Raw genomic sequence first — 16,751 nt, 5'->3', positions numbered from 1 at the left:
AACACGCGCCGAAAACCCCTGACCAGCAAAACGAGTGGGCATTGCAGGTTGTTGCAGATTCCGCCCAGGACCCGCGAAACGCCGGTAGTCTCCGTGCGGCATGCGGCTCGGGGCGGGCATCTCGCATGTATCACCCGAAACTGGGGGTTCCCATGGTCACCACTGTCCTCGAACGCCGGCCCGGTTCTGGGCTGCGTCGCAAACTCGGCGCGATCCTGCTGACGGCCGGTCTGTCAGCCGCCACCCTGACCCTCACCGGTACGGCGCCGGCCTCGGCGGAGGATGCCGACATCAGCTGCAAGCCGAGTCAGAGTGTGTTCGCGGTCAAGACGACCGGCGAACTGATCCTCTACCAGTTCAACGATCTCAGCAGCACCACCGCGAGGCCGGTCCAGACCGTGGCCCCGGGTCAGATCGGCCAGGGCTGGACGCCGTTCCCGAAGCTGCTCGCCGGTCCGGACGGCTGGATCTACGCCACCAGCACGGCCGGCACCTGGGCCTACCACTGGGACGGCGGCAAGTGGGACGTGCAGGCCAAGCCGCTCGGCACCGCCTTCAGGTCCTTCGCGGACCCGGCCCGCCAGGACAAGCTCACGATGGACTCGAAGGGTGACTTCTGGGCCATCCTGGACGACGGAGTTCTGCGGCGTTACGAGTACAACGCCACCACGGGCGCCATCACCGGCAAGCCGATGGCCACCGGCTTCAACGTGTACAACTCGATCACGGCGGCCGGTGACGGAGTCATCTACGCCCGCTCCACGACCGGGGTCCTGCACCGCTACCAGTTCGACAAGACCAGCGACCGGATGGTCGAGCATCTGCAGTTCGGCAGCGGCTGGAACGCCTACGGCACGTTGTTCTCGGTGGGTGGCGACACGTTGCTCGGCATCGACGGCACCGGCCGCCTCGCGCAGTACCGGTACCGGCCCGGGCCGAACGCCGCCTGGCTGATCAGCAACCACACGATCGGCGGCGGCTGGCAGCAGTTCAGCACCGTCGTCGGGATGTCGAACGCCTGCAACCTGACCGCCTCGTTCGTACCGCCGGCGCCGGCTGTACCGATCGAGAACAACTCGCAGATCGCCGTCCTGCAGACCACGACCGGTCGGATCGAATACACCTACACCGACAACATCGGGCAGGCCCAGTGGGGTCACCAGCCCGACCCCACCGACTTCGGCGGTACCGCCTGGACCCCGATCAACGGCCCCGACGCCTTCACCGGGACGCCGGGGCTGGTCCAGGGCGCGGACAACAAGGTCGACATCACCCTGCACAACATCAACAGCAGGTTCGCGGCGCGGATCCAGACCGCGCAGGACTCGACCCTGCTCGGGGCGCCGGTCGACCGGGCCGGCCTGATGGCATCCAGCGCGGTCTCGGCCAAAAACCCTTCCACCAACAAGATCGTTCTGTTCGCGGTGGACGGTAGCGGCGGCCTCTGGGCGAAGGCGGAGAACACCGGCGGATACCTCGCCTGGCAGAAGTTCCCGAGCCCGGTGCTGTCCGGCGTACCGTCCGTCGGTCCCGGCGCGGGCAACACCCTCACGGTGATCGCTCGCGACACCGCCGGCACCTACTGGGCCGCGAACTGGAACGGCACGACGCTGTCCGCCTTCAGCAGCCTCGGCGGCAGCGGCTTCACCGGCAAGGCCTCGATCGTGCGGTACCCCGGCGACCTGCTCCGCGTGTTCGCCCGCGACGCCAACGGACACGTCCAGACCCAGAAGCAGACCGCCGCCGGTACGGCGTTCCCCGGCACCTGGGAGACGGTCGCGCCGGAGCAGACCTGGCCCGGTTCGCCGCAGGCGATCATGTCGCCGAGCACCGGACTGATCGAGATCCTCGCCCTCGGTGCCGACGGCAAGAACTACTTCGCCCAGGAGATCGCCCAGGGCTCGGGCACCTGGGGCCAATTCAAGGTCGTGATGCCCGAGGTGTCCGAGCAGTACACGCCCGACCCCACCCCCTTCATCTACACAGCGGGCGGCGTACAGAAGTGGGCATTCGTCACCCACACCCAGGACTTCCAGGTCCGGGTAATCACAGCCAGCGCCGCCGAAACCGCGGCAGCGGCAAGGTCCAGCCTCACCACGACTACGGCTGACCCGGTGTTCACGAGTAACGCGTTACCGGCCGCACCGAAGTAAGTAGACCGTCGCGTCGATGTGCTCCGCTGGTGGTACGGCGGAGCACATCGGCGTTGGCAGGGATCAGTCGTCAGCGCTTGCGCGCAAGGGTGACCCCGTCGCGCAGTGGCAGCATGACCGACTCCATCCGTTCGTCACCCGCGATGAAGCCGTTCAGTCGACGCATGGCGAGGTGGTGCGGCTCTTGGTACGCAGGATCGAAGACGCGGCCGCCGAGGAAGACGTTGTCCAAGACGATCAACCCTCCGGGACGCAGTCGCGTGACTATCTCCTCGTAGTAGACGGGGTAGTTGTCCTTGTCTGCGTCGATGAAGGCGATGTCGATGACCGGCTCCTCCGGCAGCGCGCGCAGAGTTTCGATCGCAGGGCCGAGGTTGAGGTCGATCCTGTCGGCCATGCCCGCCCGTTCCCAGAACGGGCGGGCGACCGTGGTCCACTGGTCGCTGACGTCGCAAGTGATCAGGCGGCCTCCGTCGGCCATACCTCGGGCGATGGACAAGGTGGAGTAGCCGGTGAAGGTGCCCACCTCCACGGCGAATCGGGCGCCGACCAAGCGGGTCAGCATCGTCAGCAGAGCTCCCTCGTCCGGGCTGACCTGCATCCTCGACGCACTCCCGGTGACCTCCCGCGTCGAGGCGGCCAGGTCCTGGAGGATCGAATCAGGAGGCGTGCAGTGGGACAGCAGGTAGTCGTCGAGCACTGTGTCGAGGATGTCCAGATCCTCGCCCGCCATTGGCTTGGTCCACTCGACGCTCAGCTCCTCTTGGGTGGCGAAGCGCACCAGGTGCCGAGCGACCACGTCCTGGACCCGGACCAAGCTCTCAGCATCCGTAGCGGTAGCGATCAGGCTCAACCCGTCCGGAGTGGCGGCCAGCCCGCACGTACCGGTGCCGAACGTGACGGCGCCTCGGCCGTCACCGCTCAGCCGGGTGGTGGCCTTGTGCCCCAGGTGGGAGACAAGCTGCTTGAGGTAGCGGGCGGGACGGTCGGTTGCAACCAGTGCCGTCGACAGGGGCATCGCTGGTCCTCCCAGAGGAAAGTGTTGAAAATTCTCGTCGCTTTATTCGGGGCAAGTTTGGACTCCGGCCAACTCGTTTGTCAAAGGATCGAGTTTTATGGACACTTGCGTGCATGCCAGACGTCCGGTCCGAGCCCCTGGTGCTGCGATCACCCGAGCAGTTCAAGGCGCTCGGTCACCCCATCCGGCACCGCATCGTGAACCTCCTGCGCCAGCGATCGGCCACGTTGCGCCAGCTGTCCGCCGCACTCGGACTGGCCAAGGGAACCGTCGGCTACCACGTACGGATGCTGAGCGAAGCCGGCCTGATCCACCTGACGGAAACGCGACAGGTGCGCGGCGGCACAGAGCAGTACTTCGCTCTGGTCAGCTCCGCCTTCACTTTCCACGAGGACGTCGACAACGGCCCCCAGTTCCTGATCAACGCCGCGCTCGGCGAGATGCTGCCCACCCGCCCGGGCCAGCCCGAACACACCTCATTGCGGCACCTGTGGCTGTCCCGGGAGGAGGCCCATGCCCTCGCTGCCCGACTGGCCGAGCATGAGGCTGAACCGCATGCGGTCGATGGAACACACCGCGAGCCCTACGGCCTCCTTGTCAGCCTGTTCCCAGCCGACATCCCCACCCTGGAACCCGAACCCGCTGATTGACCCGAACCCGCTGATTGAGAAGTCAGTGCACGACTTGAGAAGTCAGTGCACGACCGGCGTTAGGCAGCTGCTGGGGAGGTCGAACCAGCGGAGGTGGTCGAAGTCGGTGTTTACGTGGCCTTCGGTGTCGGTGTCGGCGTGGTGGCAGGCGGCCAGGAGGTCGCGGGCCTCGGCGAGGTAGTCCTGGAGGGCTGATTCGGGGGCGGTTGCCTCGTGCCGGGGGTAGCGGAGGCGGCCGTCGGCGTCGTACCCGACTTCGGACAGCCGGAGCGGTGGTTCGACCGGGCCGCGGTGGTGTCGCCAGAGGCCGTTCGACGGGTCGAAGCGGTAGTCGCCGAGCAGCCGCCAGCCCTCCCGCGCGACCATCCGGACCGCCTCGACGACGTACGAGAAGACCGCTTCGGAGATGAAGTAGTTGAAGTTGACCCGGACCCAGCCCGGTTTGATCCCCTCGCAGCCGTGCTCGATCTCCTCGGCGAACTCGTGCGAGCGTTCCAGGTCGATCCCGAGCAGCGTGTGACCGTACGGTCCCGCACAGGAACAGCCGCCGCGGGACTGGATCCCGAACAGGTCGTTCAGCACGGCGACGATGAAGTTGTGGTGCAGGTACCGCCCGGACGGCGCCTTCACCACGAAGGAAACGATCGACAGCCGTTCGGAGTCCAGGTTGCCGAGGATCTGGATGTTCGGCTCCTGCTGCCAGGCCTCGACCGCGCGCCGCAGGTACGCGTCCTCATGCGCGCGGATCACGTCGATCCCGACCGCCTGTTTCAGCTGGAACACCAGGCCGGCCCGGATCGACCCGATGATCGCCGGGGTGCCGCCCTCCTCGCGGTGCACCGGGTCGTCGAGGTACCGGTGCTCGGTCGGGTTCACGTACGCGACCGTGCCACCACCCGGTACGTCGGGAACGCGGTTGCGCAGGAGTTCGCGGCGAGCCACCAGTACGCCGGGGGTGCCCGGTCCGCCGATGAACTTGTGCGGGCTGAGGAAGATCGCGTCCTTGTACGACATCGGGTTCGCCGCGCGGCCGCCGTACATCTCGATCTCCACGTACGGCGCGGCGGCGGCGCAGTCCCAGAACGACAGCGCACCGTGTTCGTGCAGCAGGGCGGACACCCGAGCCGTGTTGCTGACGATGCCGGTGACGTTGCTGGCGGCCGAGAACGAGCCGATCTTCAGCGGGCGATCGGCGTACTGGACGAGCCGGCTCTCCAGCTGCTCGATGTCTATGTGGCCGTCCGCGTCCTGGCCGATCACGACCACGTCGGCGATCGACTCGCGCCATGGCAGCTCGTTGGAGTGGTGCTCGTACGGGCCGATGAAAACGACCGGTCGCTCGGCCGGCGGGATCTCGTCGGTGAAGTGGTATTTGTCGTCCAGCTCGGCCGGGATGCGCAGGCCCATCACGCCGATCAGCTTGTCGATCGCGCCGGTCGCGCCGGAGCCGCAGAAGATCACCGCGGTCTCGTCGTCACCGCCGACACTCTGGTGGATGATCCGCCGGGCGTCCTCACGCAACCGGGTGGTCTGCAGGCCGGTGCCGCTCGACTCGGTGTGCGTGTTCGCGTACCGCGGCAGCACCTCGTCGCGGATGAAGTCCTCGAGGAAGGTGAGGGCGCGGCCGGACGCGGTGTAGTCGGCGTACGTGACCCGGCGCGGCCCATACGGCCCGGGCATCACCTGGTCGTCCCCGATCACCGAGGCACGGATCCGGCGCAGCAGCGGTGTGTCGGGCGGCATCTCCGTCCGTACAGCGTCCGTCTGTACTGCGCCGACGGCGGGCGCGATCAACTGGTCCCCCATGGCGTCAGAGTAAGTCCGCGACGTGACTTTCGTCTCGTGCTTCTGTGGACGGGGCTGACTAGTCTTCGTGGCAGTCGACGGGTGAGGAGACCGGGATGACGTTTTCCGCCGAGCTGTGGGACGCGGGCGCGGCCAAGGTGTACGACGAGATCGTCCGGCATCCGTTCATCACCGGGCTCACCGACGGGTCGCTGCCGCACGACAAGTTCCGTTACTTCATCGTTCAGGACAGTCACTATCTGCGCTCGTACTCCCGCGCCCTGGCCCTGGTCGCCGGTCGCGCCACCGACGAGGACGCGGTGAGCATGTTCGCCCGGCACGCCGCCGAAGCGATCGAGGTCGAGCGCGAACTCCACTCCTCGCTGCTCGGCTCGCTCGGGCTCACGTCCGCCGATGTCGATGCGACTGGTTCGGGGCCCACCACCACGGCGTACATGTCCTATCTCACCGCCGTCTGCGCGACCGGCACGTACGCCGAGGCGGTGGCGGCCGTGCTGCCCTGCTACTGGATCTACCGCGACGTCGGGCGCGCCCTGCTGGAGCGGTCCTCACCCGATCCGCTCTACGCGCAGTGGATCGCGACGTATGGTTCCCCCGAGTTCGACGCGGTCGTAGAGTCGGTGCTGGCGGTGACGGACCGGCTCGGCGCCGAGGTCGGCCCGGGTGAACGGGATCGTTGCCATCGGCATTTTTCCACCACCACCCGGTACGAGTGGATGTTCTGGGACGCCGCGTACCACGAACTGGATTGGCCGGTCTGATGAAGGACTTCTACGACGTGGTGATCGCCGGCGGCGGGCACAACGGACTGGTCGCGGCCTCGTATCTGGCCGGCGCGGGGCTGTCCACCCTGGTCCTCGAACGGCAGTCGCACACGGGCGGCGCCGCGGTCAGCGAGCAGGTGTTCCCCGGGGTCGACGCCCGCCTGTCGCGGTACTCGTACCTGGTCAGCCTGCTGCCCGACAAGATCGTGGCCGACCTGGGCTTGTCCCTGGAGCTCCGCTCGCGCTCCGTCGCGTCGTACACGCCGGTACGCCGAGGCGGGCGCGACCTCGGCCTGATGGTCGAGCGGCCCGAGGGAGCGGCCACCCGGGAGTCGTTCGCGGCGCTGACCGGGAGCGACCCAGACTACGACGCCTGGCAGGCGTTCTACGGGTCGGTCGGGTCGTTGGCTTCGGCGGTCGCACCGACCCTGCTGGAGCCGTTGGAATCGGCGGATTCGGTACGCCGGCGGGTGGATCCTGCTCTGTGGGAGGAACTGGTGGAGCGGCCGCTGGGGGAGACCATCGAGCGGCGGTTCACCGACGACACCGTGCGTGGAGTGGTCGCGACAGACGGTGTGATCGGGACCTTCGCCCGGCTGCACGACGAGTCGCTGCTGCAGAACCGCTGCTTCCTCTACCACCTGATCGGCAATGGCACCGGCGAGTGGCGGGTCCCGGTCGGCGGGATGGGCGCGGTCACGGATGCTCTGCTCCAGGCCGCTCGCCGGGCGGGCGCCGCGGTGGTGACGAACGCGGAGGTCTTGTCGGTCGAGGCGGACGGCACCCGCGGTTCGGTCACCTGGATGGGCGGTGACGGGGAGCGCTCGGTCGACTGCTCTTTCGTGCTCGCCAATGTCGCGCCCGCCGTACTCGACCGCCTGCGCGGCCGTCCGGTTGCCTCGAAGCCGGAGGGATCGCAACTGAAGATCAACCTGCTGCTGTCGCGTCTGCCTCTTTTGAGGTCCGGCGACGATCCGCGGCGCGCGTTCGCCGGGACTTTCCACATCGACGAGGACTACACCCAACTGGAGACCGCTTATGGCGAGGCCGCGGCCGGTTCACTGCCCGCCGTACCGCCGTCCGAGGTGTACTGCCACTCGCTCACCGACCCGTCCATCCTCAGCCCTTCATTGGTTGCCTCCGGCCACCAGACGCTGACCGTATTCGGCGTCCACTTCCCCGCCCGCCTGTTTGCCGCCGACAACGACTCCGCCCGCGCCGAGTCGGTACGCCGGGTGCTGGCCGGCCTGGAGTCGTACCTGGCCGAACCCCTCGAACCCTGCATCGCCCGGGACGCCGACGGCAACCTCTGCGTCGAGGCCAAGACGCCGTACGACATCGAGGAATCCGTCGGCATGCCCGGCGGCCACATCTTCCACGGCGACCTGTCGTGGCCCTGGGCCGACGACGAGTCCGGCGCCGGCCGCTGGGGCGTCGAAACCGACGTGGCCAACCTGATGATCTGCGGCTCCGGAGCCCGCCGAGGCGGCGCCGTCAGCGGCATCTCCGGCCACAACGCCGCCCACGCGGTCCTGGCCCTCCACCCCTGACCCCGGTCGCCGCTAACCGATTTCGTATCTCCCGATCGACCCTGCTACGATCCTCTTCGTTCGAAAGCACCACAAGCGCCGCTAGCTCAATTGGCAGAGCAGCTGACTCTTAATCAGCGGGTTCGGGGTTCGAGTCCCTGGCGGCGCACAAAAGCCCAGGTCACCAAGGTGCCCTGGGTTTCTTCATGCCTGCCACGGGCCCTTTACGTGCCCCTTTGCCAGAACCTCCGTTCGCAGCGAGTGCCCACCGTCTTGTTCAGGTCAGCTTCACGCCCCTGAGTTGATTGTGACTGTGCGTCACATCACATCGGTTCGCATCGCTACCGATTTCTCGGATTCTCGGCCGCACCCAGCGTTGAGCTGCCAACCATCGCCCCGGTTGGAGGCCTGAGATGTCGAGACCACCGCTGCCCATCGGAAGCTGGGGAAGCATCTCGACCAGCGTCGAGAGAACCGACGACAAGGACAGACCTGTCGCCTACCGCGCCAAGACGAAGTTCCGCGACCACGACGGCCACGTCCGCGTTGTGTCCGCATTCGGCAAGAACAAGACCGCCGCCGAACGTGCCCTCCTGAAGAAGCTCCAGGACCGGGCGAGGACCAGCCAGTCGGGCGAGCTGACCGCGATGCACAAGATCAACCACCTCCTCGACCTCTGGGAGAAGAGATTCGAGGGCCTGGTCGCCGACGGCACGCGCTCCCCCACATCCCTGGACACCTACCGTCGCGCCCTGAAGAACCACATCCGCCCCGCCCTCGGCGAACTCCGCATCGGCGAAGCCACCACCCCACGCATCGACACCGCCCTCACCAAGATCAAGAACAAAGCCGGTGCCCCCACCGCCAAGACCTGCCGCGCCGTCATCTCCGGCGCCATGAGACTCGCTGTCCGCTACGGCGCCATAAGTGTCAACCCGGTTCGCGAGGTCGACGCCATCGAAGCCAAACCCAAGCACCCACCCCGAGCCCTCACCACCGAAGAAGTCACCCTCCTCCGCAAGAGCCTGACCGCTGACGGCCAAGCTATCCAGGCCGATCTCCCCGACTTGGTCACGTTCATGCTGGGCACCGGCGTCCGCATCGGCGAATCCCTCGCCGTCCTCTGGTCTCAGGTCGACCTCGAAGCCGGGACCGTCGAGATCACCCACACCCTCGCCCGCATCGCAGGCGAAGGCCTCCTGCGCAAGGCCGCCAAGTCCAGAGCTGGCAAGCGCGTCCTCAGCCTGCCCCGCTGGGCCGTTTCCATGCTCCGCACCAGGCACGCCGCCGGCATCCGCCTCGACGACCCGATCTTCGCTGACGCTCACGGCGGCTTCCGCGATCCATCCAACACCCGCCGCGCCCTCCGCACCGCCCTGTCCCCCATCGGCAGCACCACCCGCCGCGACCTCGGCCAATCCCTCCGAACCCTCCGCCGCACAGCCGGCATGACCCGCAAACAGGTCGCAGAAGCCCTCGCCTGGCCCCAAACCAGGATCGAGCTCATCGAAACCGGCCGCATCAAGACCGACCAGCAACTCGTCGCCAACCTCGTCAAGACCTACGGCATCAACCTCGAGACCTCCCCAAGCCTCCAGTCTGAAGTCAAGGCAGCGATCCAACCGGCCGATTCCGACAAGCTCGCCTGGATCCGATCGCACGCACTCCGCAAAACAACCGCCACCGCCCTCGACGAAGCCGGCCACACCGCCCGCCAAATCGCCGACCAACTCGGCCAAGCCAAGGTCTCCATCACCCAAGACGTCTACCTAGGCCGCCGAGCCGCCAACCCAGCCGCCCAAGCCCTTGAACAAGCCTTCGAAGGCCCAGACCTCCTGTGATGCAACCGACCGCGTCAAGACGGTCGCGCCAGGGAGTCCATCAGCCCCGAGGCCGAGCGGTTCAGCTGAGGCGACTCGACACCCTAATCCCCGCTTTACCTGGGCATACCTGTCGTCATACCGCAGATGGATCCGAAAAGCCTCTCAGACCCGAGGAATGGTGCGCACGCTTCAACCGCCGCCCGCGCACCCTAGCGAACTGTGAACTTGTTCTTGCTCCTCGCTGTGCCGAGGGATGACGTAATGCTGATGGCCCCGGTACGCGCGCCCGCGGGGACGATGGCCGTCTCGCTCGAGCTCGAGTTCGGGGTGAATTGCGCTGAGACCCCACCGAACTCAACCGAGATGTCGCCCAGCAGATCGGCTCCTTGGATCGTCACCGGTGTCCCTACGGGTCCCGACGTTGGTGTGAATCCGGTGACCTGTGGTGGACCCGACAGGACTGTTGCGATTGTCGAACGAGTCACAATTCCCGGGCTTCTGGGATCCTTGTAGGTCGCGCTGATCGAGGCGATGCCCACGGCGACTCCGCGAAGTGAGCCCTTCGCCGAAGCGGTCGCCGCGGCCGTGTTGCCGGAACTCCAGGTAGACCACGATGTTGTGGACAGAGTCGTGCCGTCGGTGTAGGTCACGGTCGCCGCGAGTTGCAGGTTCTTGCCGACAACCAGCAGCGGGCTTGCAGGTGCGATCGCAAGACTCCTCGGCACCGCAGGTCCAACCGCGACGGTGAGAACGACCGCGATGGAATGATTCGCGGTCAGCATCGCCGCGATGTGTGCCTGGCCGACAGCCACGGCCTTGACAGTGAAGTCGTCGATGGTCGCGACGCTCGGGTTGTCACTGGTCAGAGTGACGAGTTTCGAGGCGTCCCTGGTGCTGCCGTCGGGGTACGTCCCCCACACCAATACGGCCTTGGTGTCTCCCTTTGCGATCGTGAAGGGCGTAGGCGTGATCGACAGGCTCTTCGGTGCCAAACGCTCGGCCGCCCAGTGCGACACTCCGCGCCCGCCACACCGCCGGCATCCGCCTCGACGACCCCATCTTCGCCGACACCCGCGGCGGCTACCGAGACCCTTCCAACACCCGCCGAGCCCTCCGCGCCGCCCTCTCCCCATCGGCAGCACCGCCCGCCGCGACCTCGGCCTCACCCCCGAACCCTCCGCCGCGACACCGGCATAACGCGCAACGAGGCCGCCGACCTCCTTAGCTGACCGAAGACCAGGATCGAGCTGATCGAGACCGGCCGCATCAAAGTAGACCACCAACTCGTCGCAGAACTCCTCAAGCCCTACGAGATCACCCTCGACGACTCGCCTGAACTACTCACCCAGCTCGACGAAGGCGCCCAACCGGCAGAGTCAGACAAACTCGCCTGGATCAAATCGCACGCTCTCCGCAAACCCACCGACACCGCCCTCGACCAAGGCGGCCACATCGCCCTGGCCGTGTTCGGTACCGGCATGGCCGTCGGCAACCACTGGGGCGGGTGAGTCGCCGACCGCTACGAGTGCCGCGGGCTGATCTACGGGTACGGCGGTGTGCTGGTCTTCCTCGTTCTGATCGGCACAGCCGGCAGCAGTCTGGCTCACCGCTGTCCCCAGGCCGCTGGGACGCTGCGGTCAGAAGCGGTATAGGTGGAGCTGGACTGCGCCGGACAGGTCCTGGAGTCTTGGGATGCGTAGCGGCTCGGGTTCGGCTCCGTAGGCTGGGAAGCGTACGAGGGTGCCGGCGGCTGTCTCGTCCCCGTTCAAGCGGCGTCCGGGCAGCACCTGGTTCCCGTTCCAGTGCAACTCCTGCGCCGAGCGGATGCCGACCTTGCCGGCTGGGGCAGAGAAGCTGAGGGTGAAGCCTCGGCCGAGGATGACGAACTGGCCGGGTGCCTGCTCGATCACCATGCCGTACGCCGGTTCGCCGCCAGACCTCTGAGCGCTCAGAGCGTAATCACCCAACTCCACCTGGATCGAAGGCGCAGACCCGTCGAGGAGGAAGCCACGCCGAACTGCACCTGGCTGTTCACGTAGCAGCTGGTGGGCCAGGCGGAGCATCGCGTTTGCGTCTGCCAGGCGCCCGTGATCCGGTGTGCCCGGTGACAGCGAGTCCGCGCCGAACGGGGAAACGCCCGCGGCGCCGAACTCGCCGATCGCGAGGAACATCTGCGCCACGCCGTCCGCCGTACGGTGCATCTCCGGAATGAAAAGTCCGGCGGACGCCTGGGCGTAGCTTTCGCAGACGGCTCGTACGCCGCCGAAGTAGAAATCCGGACACAAGAGGTCGATGGTGGGAGCCAACTCTCTCCAGATCGGGGCGACCCGGATGACCGGTCCTCCGCTGGGATAGACGCCGGGCCGTCGTCCGCCGGCTACGTCGGTCGGCCCGGGGTCTGCGGAGCTCCCGTCGAGCCAGGCGTTCACGAGAAGCGGGACATCGAGCTGGGCTCGGCCGGCCGCTGCCACGCGCTCGACGTACCCGGCGTACGCACAGGCCATGAAGAGCTCGTCCGCGCTGTCGGTGTCTCCGAACACCTCGGCCCACGTTCCCGCGGTCTTCGAGCCGCGCGCAACCCAGTCATCGTGGACCGGCATCTCGGGATGGCCTGCAACGGTCGCCACGACGGTAGGTATGACCTCCGCGGCGAAGGCGTCATTCGCGAGCGGGCTGAGGTCTCTGGAGCCACCGAGCAGACCGACCTCGTTCTCGACCTGCACCATGATCACGGTGTGCTGCGTGTCCTCGCGCGCCAGGTACGCCATCAATTCGGCGAACGCACGCATGTCCGCGGACACGGCAGCATCACCGAAAGGCGACAGATGCTCGATGGGTCCCCCTGAGACTTCGGCACGTGGGAAGCGCGCAACGTCCTCCTTGACCCAGCCGGGCGCGTAGCTCGACATCCCGTTTTTGTACGAGCCGAACCACAGAGGCACCACGCGAAGGCCGTGCGACCGCGCCGCGGACAGGATGCCGTCGACCTGGGCGAAGTCGAAGGTTCCTTCGACGGGTTCGACGAGTTCCCAGGTGACAGGTACGAGGACGGTGTTCGCGCCGAGCTCGGCCACGGTGCGGAACGATGCCTCGATCGCGGCGCCACTGCCCGAGCTCGAATTGTGTACTTCTGCTCCGACGACCAGGTACGGCGACCCGTCGACGAGAAGGTGGCCGTCCCGGAAGACGGGAGGATCTGTTGGCATGGTCAACGTAAGGCCTCTCGGGTGGGCCGGGTCAAGGTGGAACGGCCTGCTGGCAGCGTCGTGGTTTCGCCGTGCGGGAAGATGACCTCGGCGGTGGAGCCGGGCGGTACGTCGACCTCGAGCTGCAAGGTGCCGCCCGCGGTGTGCCACGCGACCTCGATCGTGCCTTGAGGGCTTTCGTAGGTTCCTCGTGCCCACGGGATGTCTGGATGCGGCACGGGAGAAACCACGAACGACTCCCACCCGGCGGACCCGTTGGCCTGCCGGAGGCCGAGGACGTGCGTGTGCAGGAAGTGGACCACGGCGCCTTTGCTGTAGTGGTTGAGGGACTCGTGCGGGTTCCCGTCGTCGTCGACGCCGTCCCAGTCCTCCCAGATCGTCGTCGCACCCCGGTCCAGCATGGCCAGCCACGACGGCGAGGTGCGCTGGAAGAGCAGGTCGTACGCGACGTCGGCGTACCCACTGTCCGCGAGCACCGGCAGCAGCTCGCCTGTGGACAGGAAGCCGGTCCCGAGATGGTTGCCCGCGGCCCGGATCAGTTCGATCAGGCGCCGCACGACGGCCCCGCGCACCTCTTCCGGCACCAGGCCGAACGCCAGCGCGCGCACGTAACCTGCCTGGCTGTCGCCGGTCGTCCGGCCGGAATCGTCCAGGAACTCCGTACGCCAGGCCGCACGCACCTGGTCGGCGATCCGCATGTGGCGCTCGGCCTCGACTGGTCGGTCGAGGATCGCCGCGATCCGCGCGAGAGTAGCGCTCGATCGGTACAGGTAGGCGGTTCCGACCTCACCCTTGTCGGACCGCTGCCATTCCTCCCAGCTCAGCGGCGGGTCGGTCCGCGGCTCGCACCACTCCCCCCAGTGGTAGGTGCCGTCCCAGATGAACTCCTCATGCGGCAGCGGCTCCGCGGACCGCTCGATCCGGGATGGATGCCGGTACTCGTGGGCGGCCGCGAGCGTCCATTCCACCCACCGCACCATCGCTTCCCAGTTCTCGGCCAGCACTTCGCGGTCGCCGTACGTCTCGTACAGCTCGATCGGGACCGCGACGATCGCGTCTCCCCAGCCGGCGGATCCGGTCGACTTCGCCAGGCGGTCCTCGAGATGGAGTTTGGTACGCCGCCCGTCCGGGGAGAAGTTCGCGATCCTTCCGTCGGACAGCTGGTCGTCGCGGACCGAGCGCAGCCACTTGCGGGTGAAGCCGTGAACGTCGTAGAGCCGCGCCGCCGCGGGGGCGAAGACCTGGTAGTCACCGGTCCAGCCGAGCCGCTCGCGGGTCGGGCAGTCGGTGGGCACGTCCACGGCGTTACCGCGAAAGCTCCACACCGCGATGTCGTGCAGACGGTTTATGTCGGCGTTGGCGCATTCGAACGTCCCGGTCCGGGTGAGATCCGAGTGCACCACGTGCATGGTCACACTCGCCGGGTCGAGCTCGGCACTGTCGCGCCGCAGCCGCGCGTACTGGAACCCGTGAACGGTGTGCCGCGGCTCGAACACCTCGCCGCCGCCGGCAGACACGACCTCGTCGCGCTGCACGAACCGGACCGGCCCACCCCCTGGCAGAACGGAGTCGAGATGCGCCGTAGTCAGTTCGCCGTCCGGCCCCGCGAACTCACCATGGTCGATCACTGTGCGAGTCCCTGCCGGACCGAGATCCGCGAGTGAGATCCAGCCCGAGGCGTTCTGGCCGAAGTCCGCCACCCAGGTCCCGGCATCGATCTGCCGCAGCGACGCCGGTGGTCGCGATTCGATCCGGCGTACCGGCGGCGCGGGCGACCAGTCGATGCCAGGGGCAACCACTTGGTCGATCAGCACCGGCTGTGATGGGCCAGTCGACGATCCGAGGTCCATCGACTGGCCGTCCATCAGGTCGGCGCGGGTGATCTTCGACGGCCTACTCGTCCACCGTTCGCCACTGCGGACGACGGTCCGCGTGCCGTCCTGGTTCCACAGGTGCAGCTCGAGTCGAGCCGCGGTCGTCGTACCCCAACCGGACGGCAGCCGGAAGCCTCCGGTCTTGCCGCGGTACCAGCCGTCCGACAGCAGGACCTCGACTTCGTTGCTGCCTTGACGCAGCGCGTCCGTGACGTCCATCGCCTGGGCGTAGAGCGTGCGGTCGTACGACGTGGAGCCGGGCGTCAACTCCGCCGTACCGGCGCGGTGGCCGTTCACGAACGCCTCGTAGACGCCGAGGGCAGTGGCATACAGCCGCGCGGACAGCACGTCGGCGGACACCTCGAACCGCGTCGACAGCGCGTAAGCGGGCCGGTTGCCGTAGCCCTCGTCCACACCTTCGACCGGGGAGATCCACCGAGCGGTCCAGTCGTCATTCAACAGACCGACCTCGAACGCGCTCGACGCCGACCAGTCCGACAAGCCCTGCTCGCTGCGCACCCGGACACGCCACGTCACTCGCTGGCAGCTTCGCCGCGGTGCCCACGGCCAGGCGATGAACAGGTGCTCCTTCGAGGTTCGGGCCACGCGGGCGAGCGGCGTACCGTCAACGGTCGCTTCGAGCTCGTACGCCGACTGGCCGGTGAACGCGCGCGGAATTCGCCAGGAGAGTCTGGGCGCCGCGCCCGATACGGTGAACTGGTCGCCGCCGCTGTCGATCCGCAGCCGGTCCGGAGCTCCACTCACTGTTGTCCTCACTAGGTAAACAGGCATGCTTCCTAGACCCGGCCGGAGTCGACCGAGTCGCTTGCTGACAGTGCTGTGGACGTCAGCGCGAACGCTGACGTCCAGCTGCTTTTCGTACCCTGCGCGGACTGCTCGCCGTACTGGCGCGGATGATCAACTGGTGCGGCAGGATCGTTGCCGGGGACGCTGCGTCGCCGTTGATCTGCAGCATGAGCTGCGCGACGGCTTCCCGTCCGTACTCGGCATCGTCGACCCTCACCGTCGTCAGCGGCGGCCGGAAGAAATCCGACCCCGGCGCGTCGTCGAAGCCCGCGACACTGACGTCCTCCGGAACCTGCCGCCCGGCCTCGTTGAGCGCGTAGACGACACCCAACGCCATCTCGTCATTGGCGGTGAAGATCGCCGTGACCGAGGGATCCTGCGCCAGTTGCCTGCCGGCCGTATACCCCGACCCGGCGGTCCAGTCGCCGGCCAGCGGCTCGGGCACCGCCACACCGGCCCGCCGCAAAGCGCTCTCCCAACCGACCAGACGACGCTGGCTCGAAATCCAGTCGAGCGGACCCGCGACATGGTGAACAGTCTCGTGCCCCAGCGACAGCAAGTGGTCCACCACGTCACCTGCTGCCTGCGCGGCATCGGCATGCACGGCGGGACCGTCGTAGTCGGGGACGTCACTGGTCGACACCATCGGCAGCGAGGTGTCGATCGCCCGCAACGTCTTCACTGCCGACACCCACGGCGCCATGAAGATCACACCGTCGCAGCCGGCCCTGGCCAGCCGGTCGATCCCGTCCTGGACAGTGGCCCGATCGAAGGTCGCGAACGTCGCGACGCTGACGCCGAGCCCCAACTCGGTCGCGGCCTGCTCGACGCCGATCATGATCGAGATCGCCCCGAGCCCCATCTGCCGATCGGTCAGCTGATGGGTCAGCAATCCCACACTGAGCCCACGCCCGATGGACAACGCCCGCGCGATCGGATCCGGCCGGTAGCCGAGCGCCTTGATGGCTCGCCGTACCCGCGCCGCCGTGCGCGCGTTGACGTTCTCACCCCCGCGAGCGACGCGTGACGCCGTCTGCCGGGAGACCCCGGCGGCGCGGGCGACGTCGGTGAGAGTGGCCCGCACCACGGGCACAGGTTTCTCGGTCATCGCTTGTACACCT

11 protein-coding genes and 1 tRNA gene are annotated in these 16,751 nt (G+C 67.4%); 6 read left to right on the top strand and 6 right to left on the bottom strand.

Features of this window, described 5'->3' with window-relative positions; all coding sequences use genetic code 11:
- Nucleotides 1–152 precede the first annotated feature (152 nt).
- Nucleotides 153–2,153, top strand: coding sequence for a tachylectin-related carbohydrate-binding protein (locus EV643_RS19575; protein WP_166665505.1), 2,001 nt, complete (start codon nucleotides 153–155; stop codon nucleotides 2,151–2,153).
- Between the two features lie 70 nt (nucleotides 2,154–2,223).
- On the opposite strand, the gene EV643_RS19570 is transcribed toward EV643_RS19575, so the two are convergent.
- Nucleotides 2,224–3,171 carry a DUF2218 domain-containing protein gene (locus tag EV643_RS19570; protein ID WP_133801542.1) on the bottom strand — a complete coding sequence of 316 codons (948 nt, stop codon included), beginning with the start codon at nucleotides 3,169–3,171 and terminating at the stop codon, nucleotides 2,224–2,226.
- 113 nt (nucleotides 3,172–3,284) lie between these two features.
- Here EV643_RS19570 and EV643_RS19565 point away from each other — a divergent pair, with 113 nt between their 5' ends.
- Nucleotides 3,285–3,821, top strand: coding sequence for an ArsR/SmtB family transcription factor (locus EV643_RS19565; protein WP_133801541.1), 537 nt, complete (start codon nucleotides 3,285–3,287; stop codon nucleotides 3,819–3,821).
- Between the two features lie 42 nt (nucleotides 3,822–3,863).
- Here EV643_RS19565 and EV643_RS45720 read toward each other — a convergent pair whose 3' ends face one another.
- Nucleotides 3,864–5,627, bottom strand: a complete 1,764-nt coding sequence (locus EV643_RS45720) for an aminotransferase class V-fold PLP-dependent enzyme (protein ID WP_202869639.1) — start codon at nucleotides 5,625–5,627, stop codon at nucleotides 3,864–3,866.
- Nucleotides 5,628–5,722: 95 nt separating this feature from the next.
- Here EV643_RS45720 and tenA point away from each other — a divergent pair, with 95 nt between their 5' ends.
- The 4 genes from tenA to EV643_RS19540 all read left to right on the top strand — a co-directional run bounded on the left by tenA (nucleotide 5,723) and on the right by EV643_RS19540 (nucleotide 9,761).
- Complete coding sequence (tenA, locus tag EV643_RS19555; RefSeq protein WP_133801540.1) at nucleotides 5,723–6,388, top strand: thiaminase II; 666 nt, start codon at nucleotides 5,723–5,725, stop codon at nucleotides 6,386–6,388.
- Nucleotides 6,388–7,941, top strand: a complete 1,554-nt coding sequence (locus tag EV643_RS19550; RefSeq protein WP_133801539.1) for a phytoene desaturase family protein — start codon at nucleotides 6,388–6,390, stop codon at nucleotides 7,939–7,941. Before tenA ends, EV643_RS19550 begins: the two co-directional genes overlap by 1 nt.
- 75 nt (nucleotides 7,942–8,016) lie before the next feature.
- A tRNA-Lys gene (locus tag EV643_RS19545) sits at nucleotides 8,017–8,089 on the top strand.
- Between the two features lie 244 nt (nucleotides 8,090–8,333).
- Nucleotides 8,334–9,761: a helix-turn-helix domain-containing protein gene (locus EV643_RS19540; protein ID WP_133801538.1), complete on the top strand. Its 1,428-nt coding sequence runs from the start codon at nucleotides 8,334–8,336 to the stop codon at nucleotides 9,759–9,761.
- A 191-nt stretch (nucleotides 9,762–9,952) separates the two neighbouring features.
- On the opposite strand, the gene EV643_RS19535 is transcribed toward EV643_RS19540, so the two are convergent.
- The 4 genes from EV643_RS19535 to EV643_RS19515 form a co-directional block, all read right to left on the bottom strand.
- Nucleotides 9,953–10,759 (bottom strand): IPT/TIG domain-containing protein, encoded by an 807-nt coding sequence (locus EV643_RS19535; RefSeq protein ID WP_166665504.1) that lies wholly within the window; start codon nucleotides 10,757–10,759, stop codon nucleotides 9,953–9,955.
- Nucleotides 10,760–11,380: 621 nt separating this feature from the next.
- On the bottom strand, nucleotides 11,381–12,949 hold the full coding sequence (locus EV643_RS19525; RefSeq protein WP_133801536.1) for a DUF5597 domain-containing protein: 1,569 nt from the start codon (nucleotides 12,947–12,949) through the stop codon (nucleotides 11,381–11,383).
- A gap of 2 nt (nucleotides 12,950–12,951) precedes the next feature.
- Nucleotides 12,952–15,588: a family 78 glycoside hydrolase catalytic domain gene (locus EV643_RS19520; protein ID WP_133801535.1), complete on the bottom strand. Its 2,637-nt coding sequence runs from the start codon at nucleotides 15,586–15,588 to the stop codon at nucleotides 12,952–12,954.
- An 82-nt stretch (nucleotides 15,589–15,670) separates the two neighbouring features.
- A complete protein-coding gene (locus EV643_RS19515; RefSeq protein ID WP_166665503.1) occupies nucleotides 15,671–16,738 on the bottom strand; it encodes a LacI family DNA-binding transcriptional regulator in 1,068 nt (355 codons plus the stop codon).
- Nucleotides 16,739–16,751 lie beyond the last annotated feature (13 nt).

It is taken from the genome of Kribbella caucasensis (assembly GCF_004361855.1).
GTDB lineage: Bacteria > Actinomycetota > Actinomycetes > Propionibacteriales > Kribbellaceae > Kribbella > Kribbella caucasensis.
Note: the sequence above shows the minus strand (reverse complement) of the source record. Positions and strands in the feature narration are given on the sequence as shown.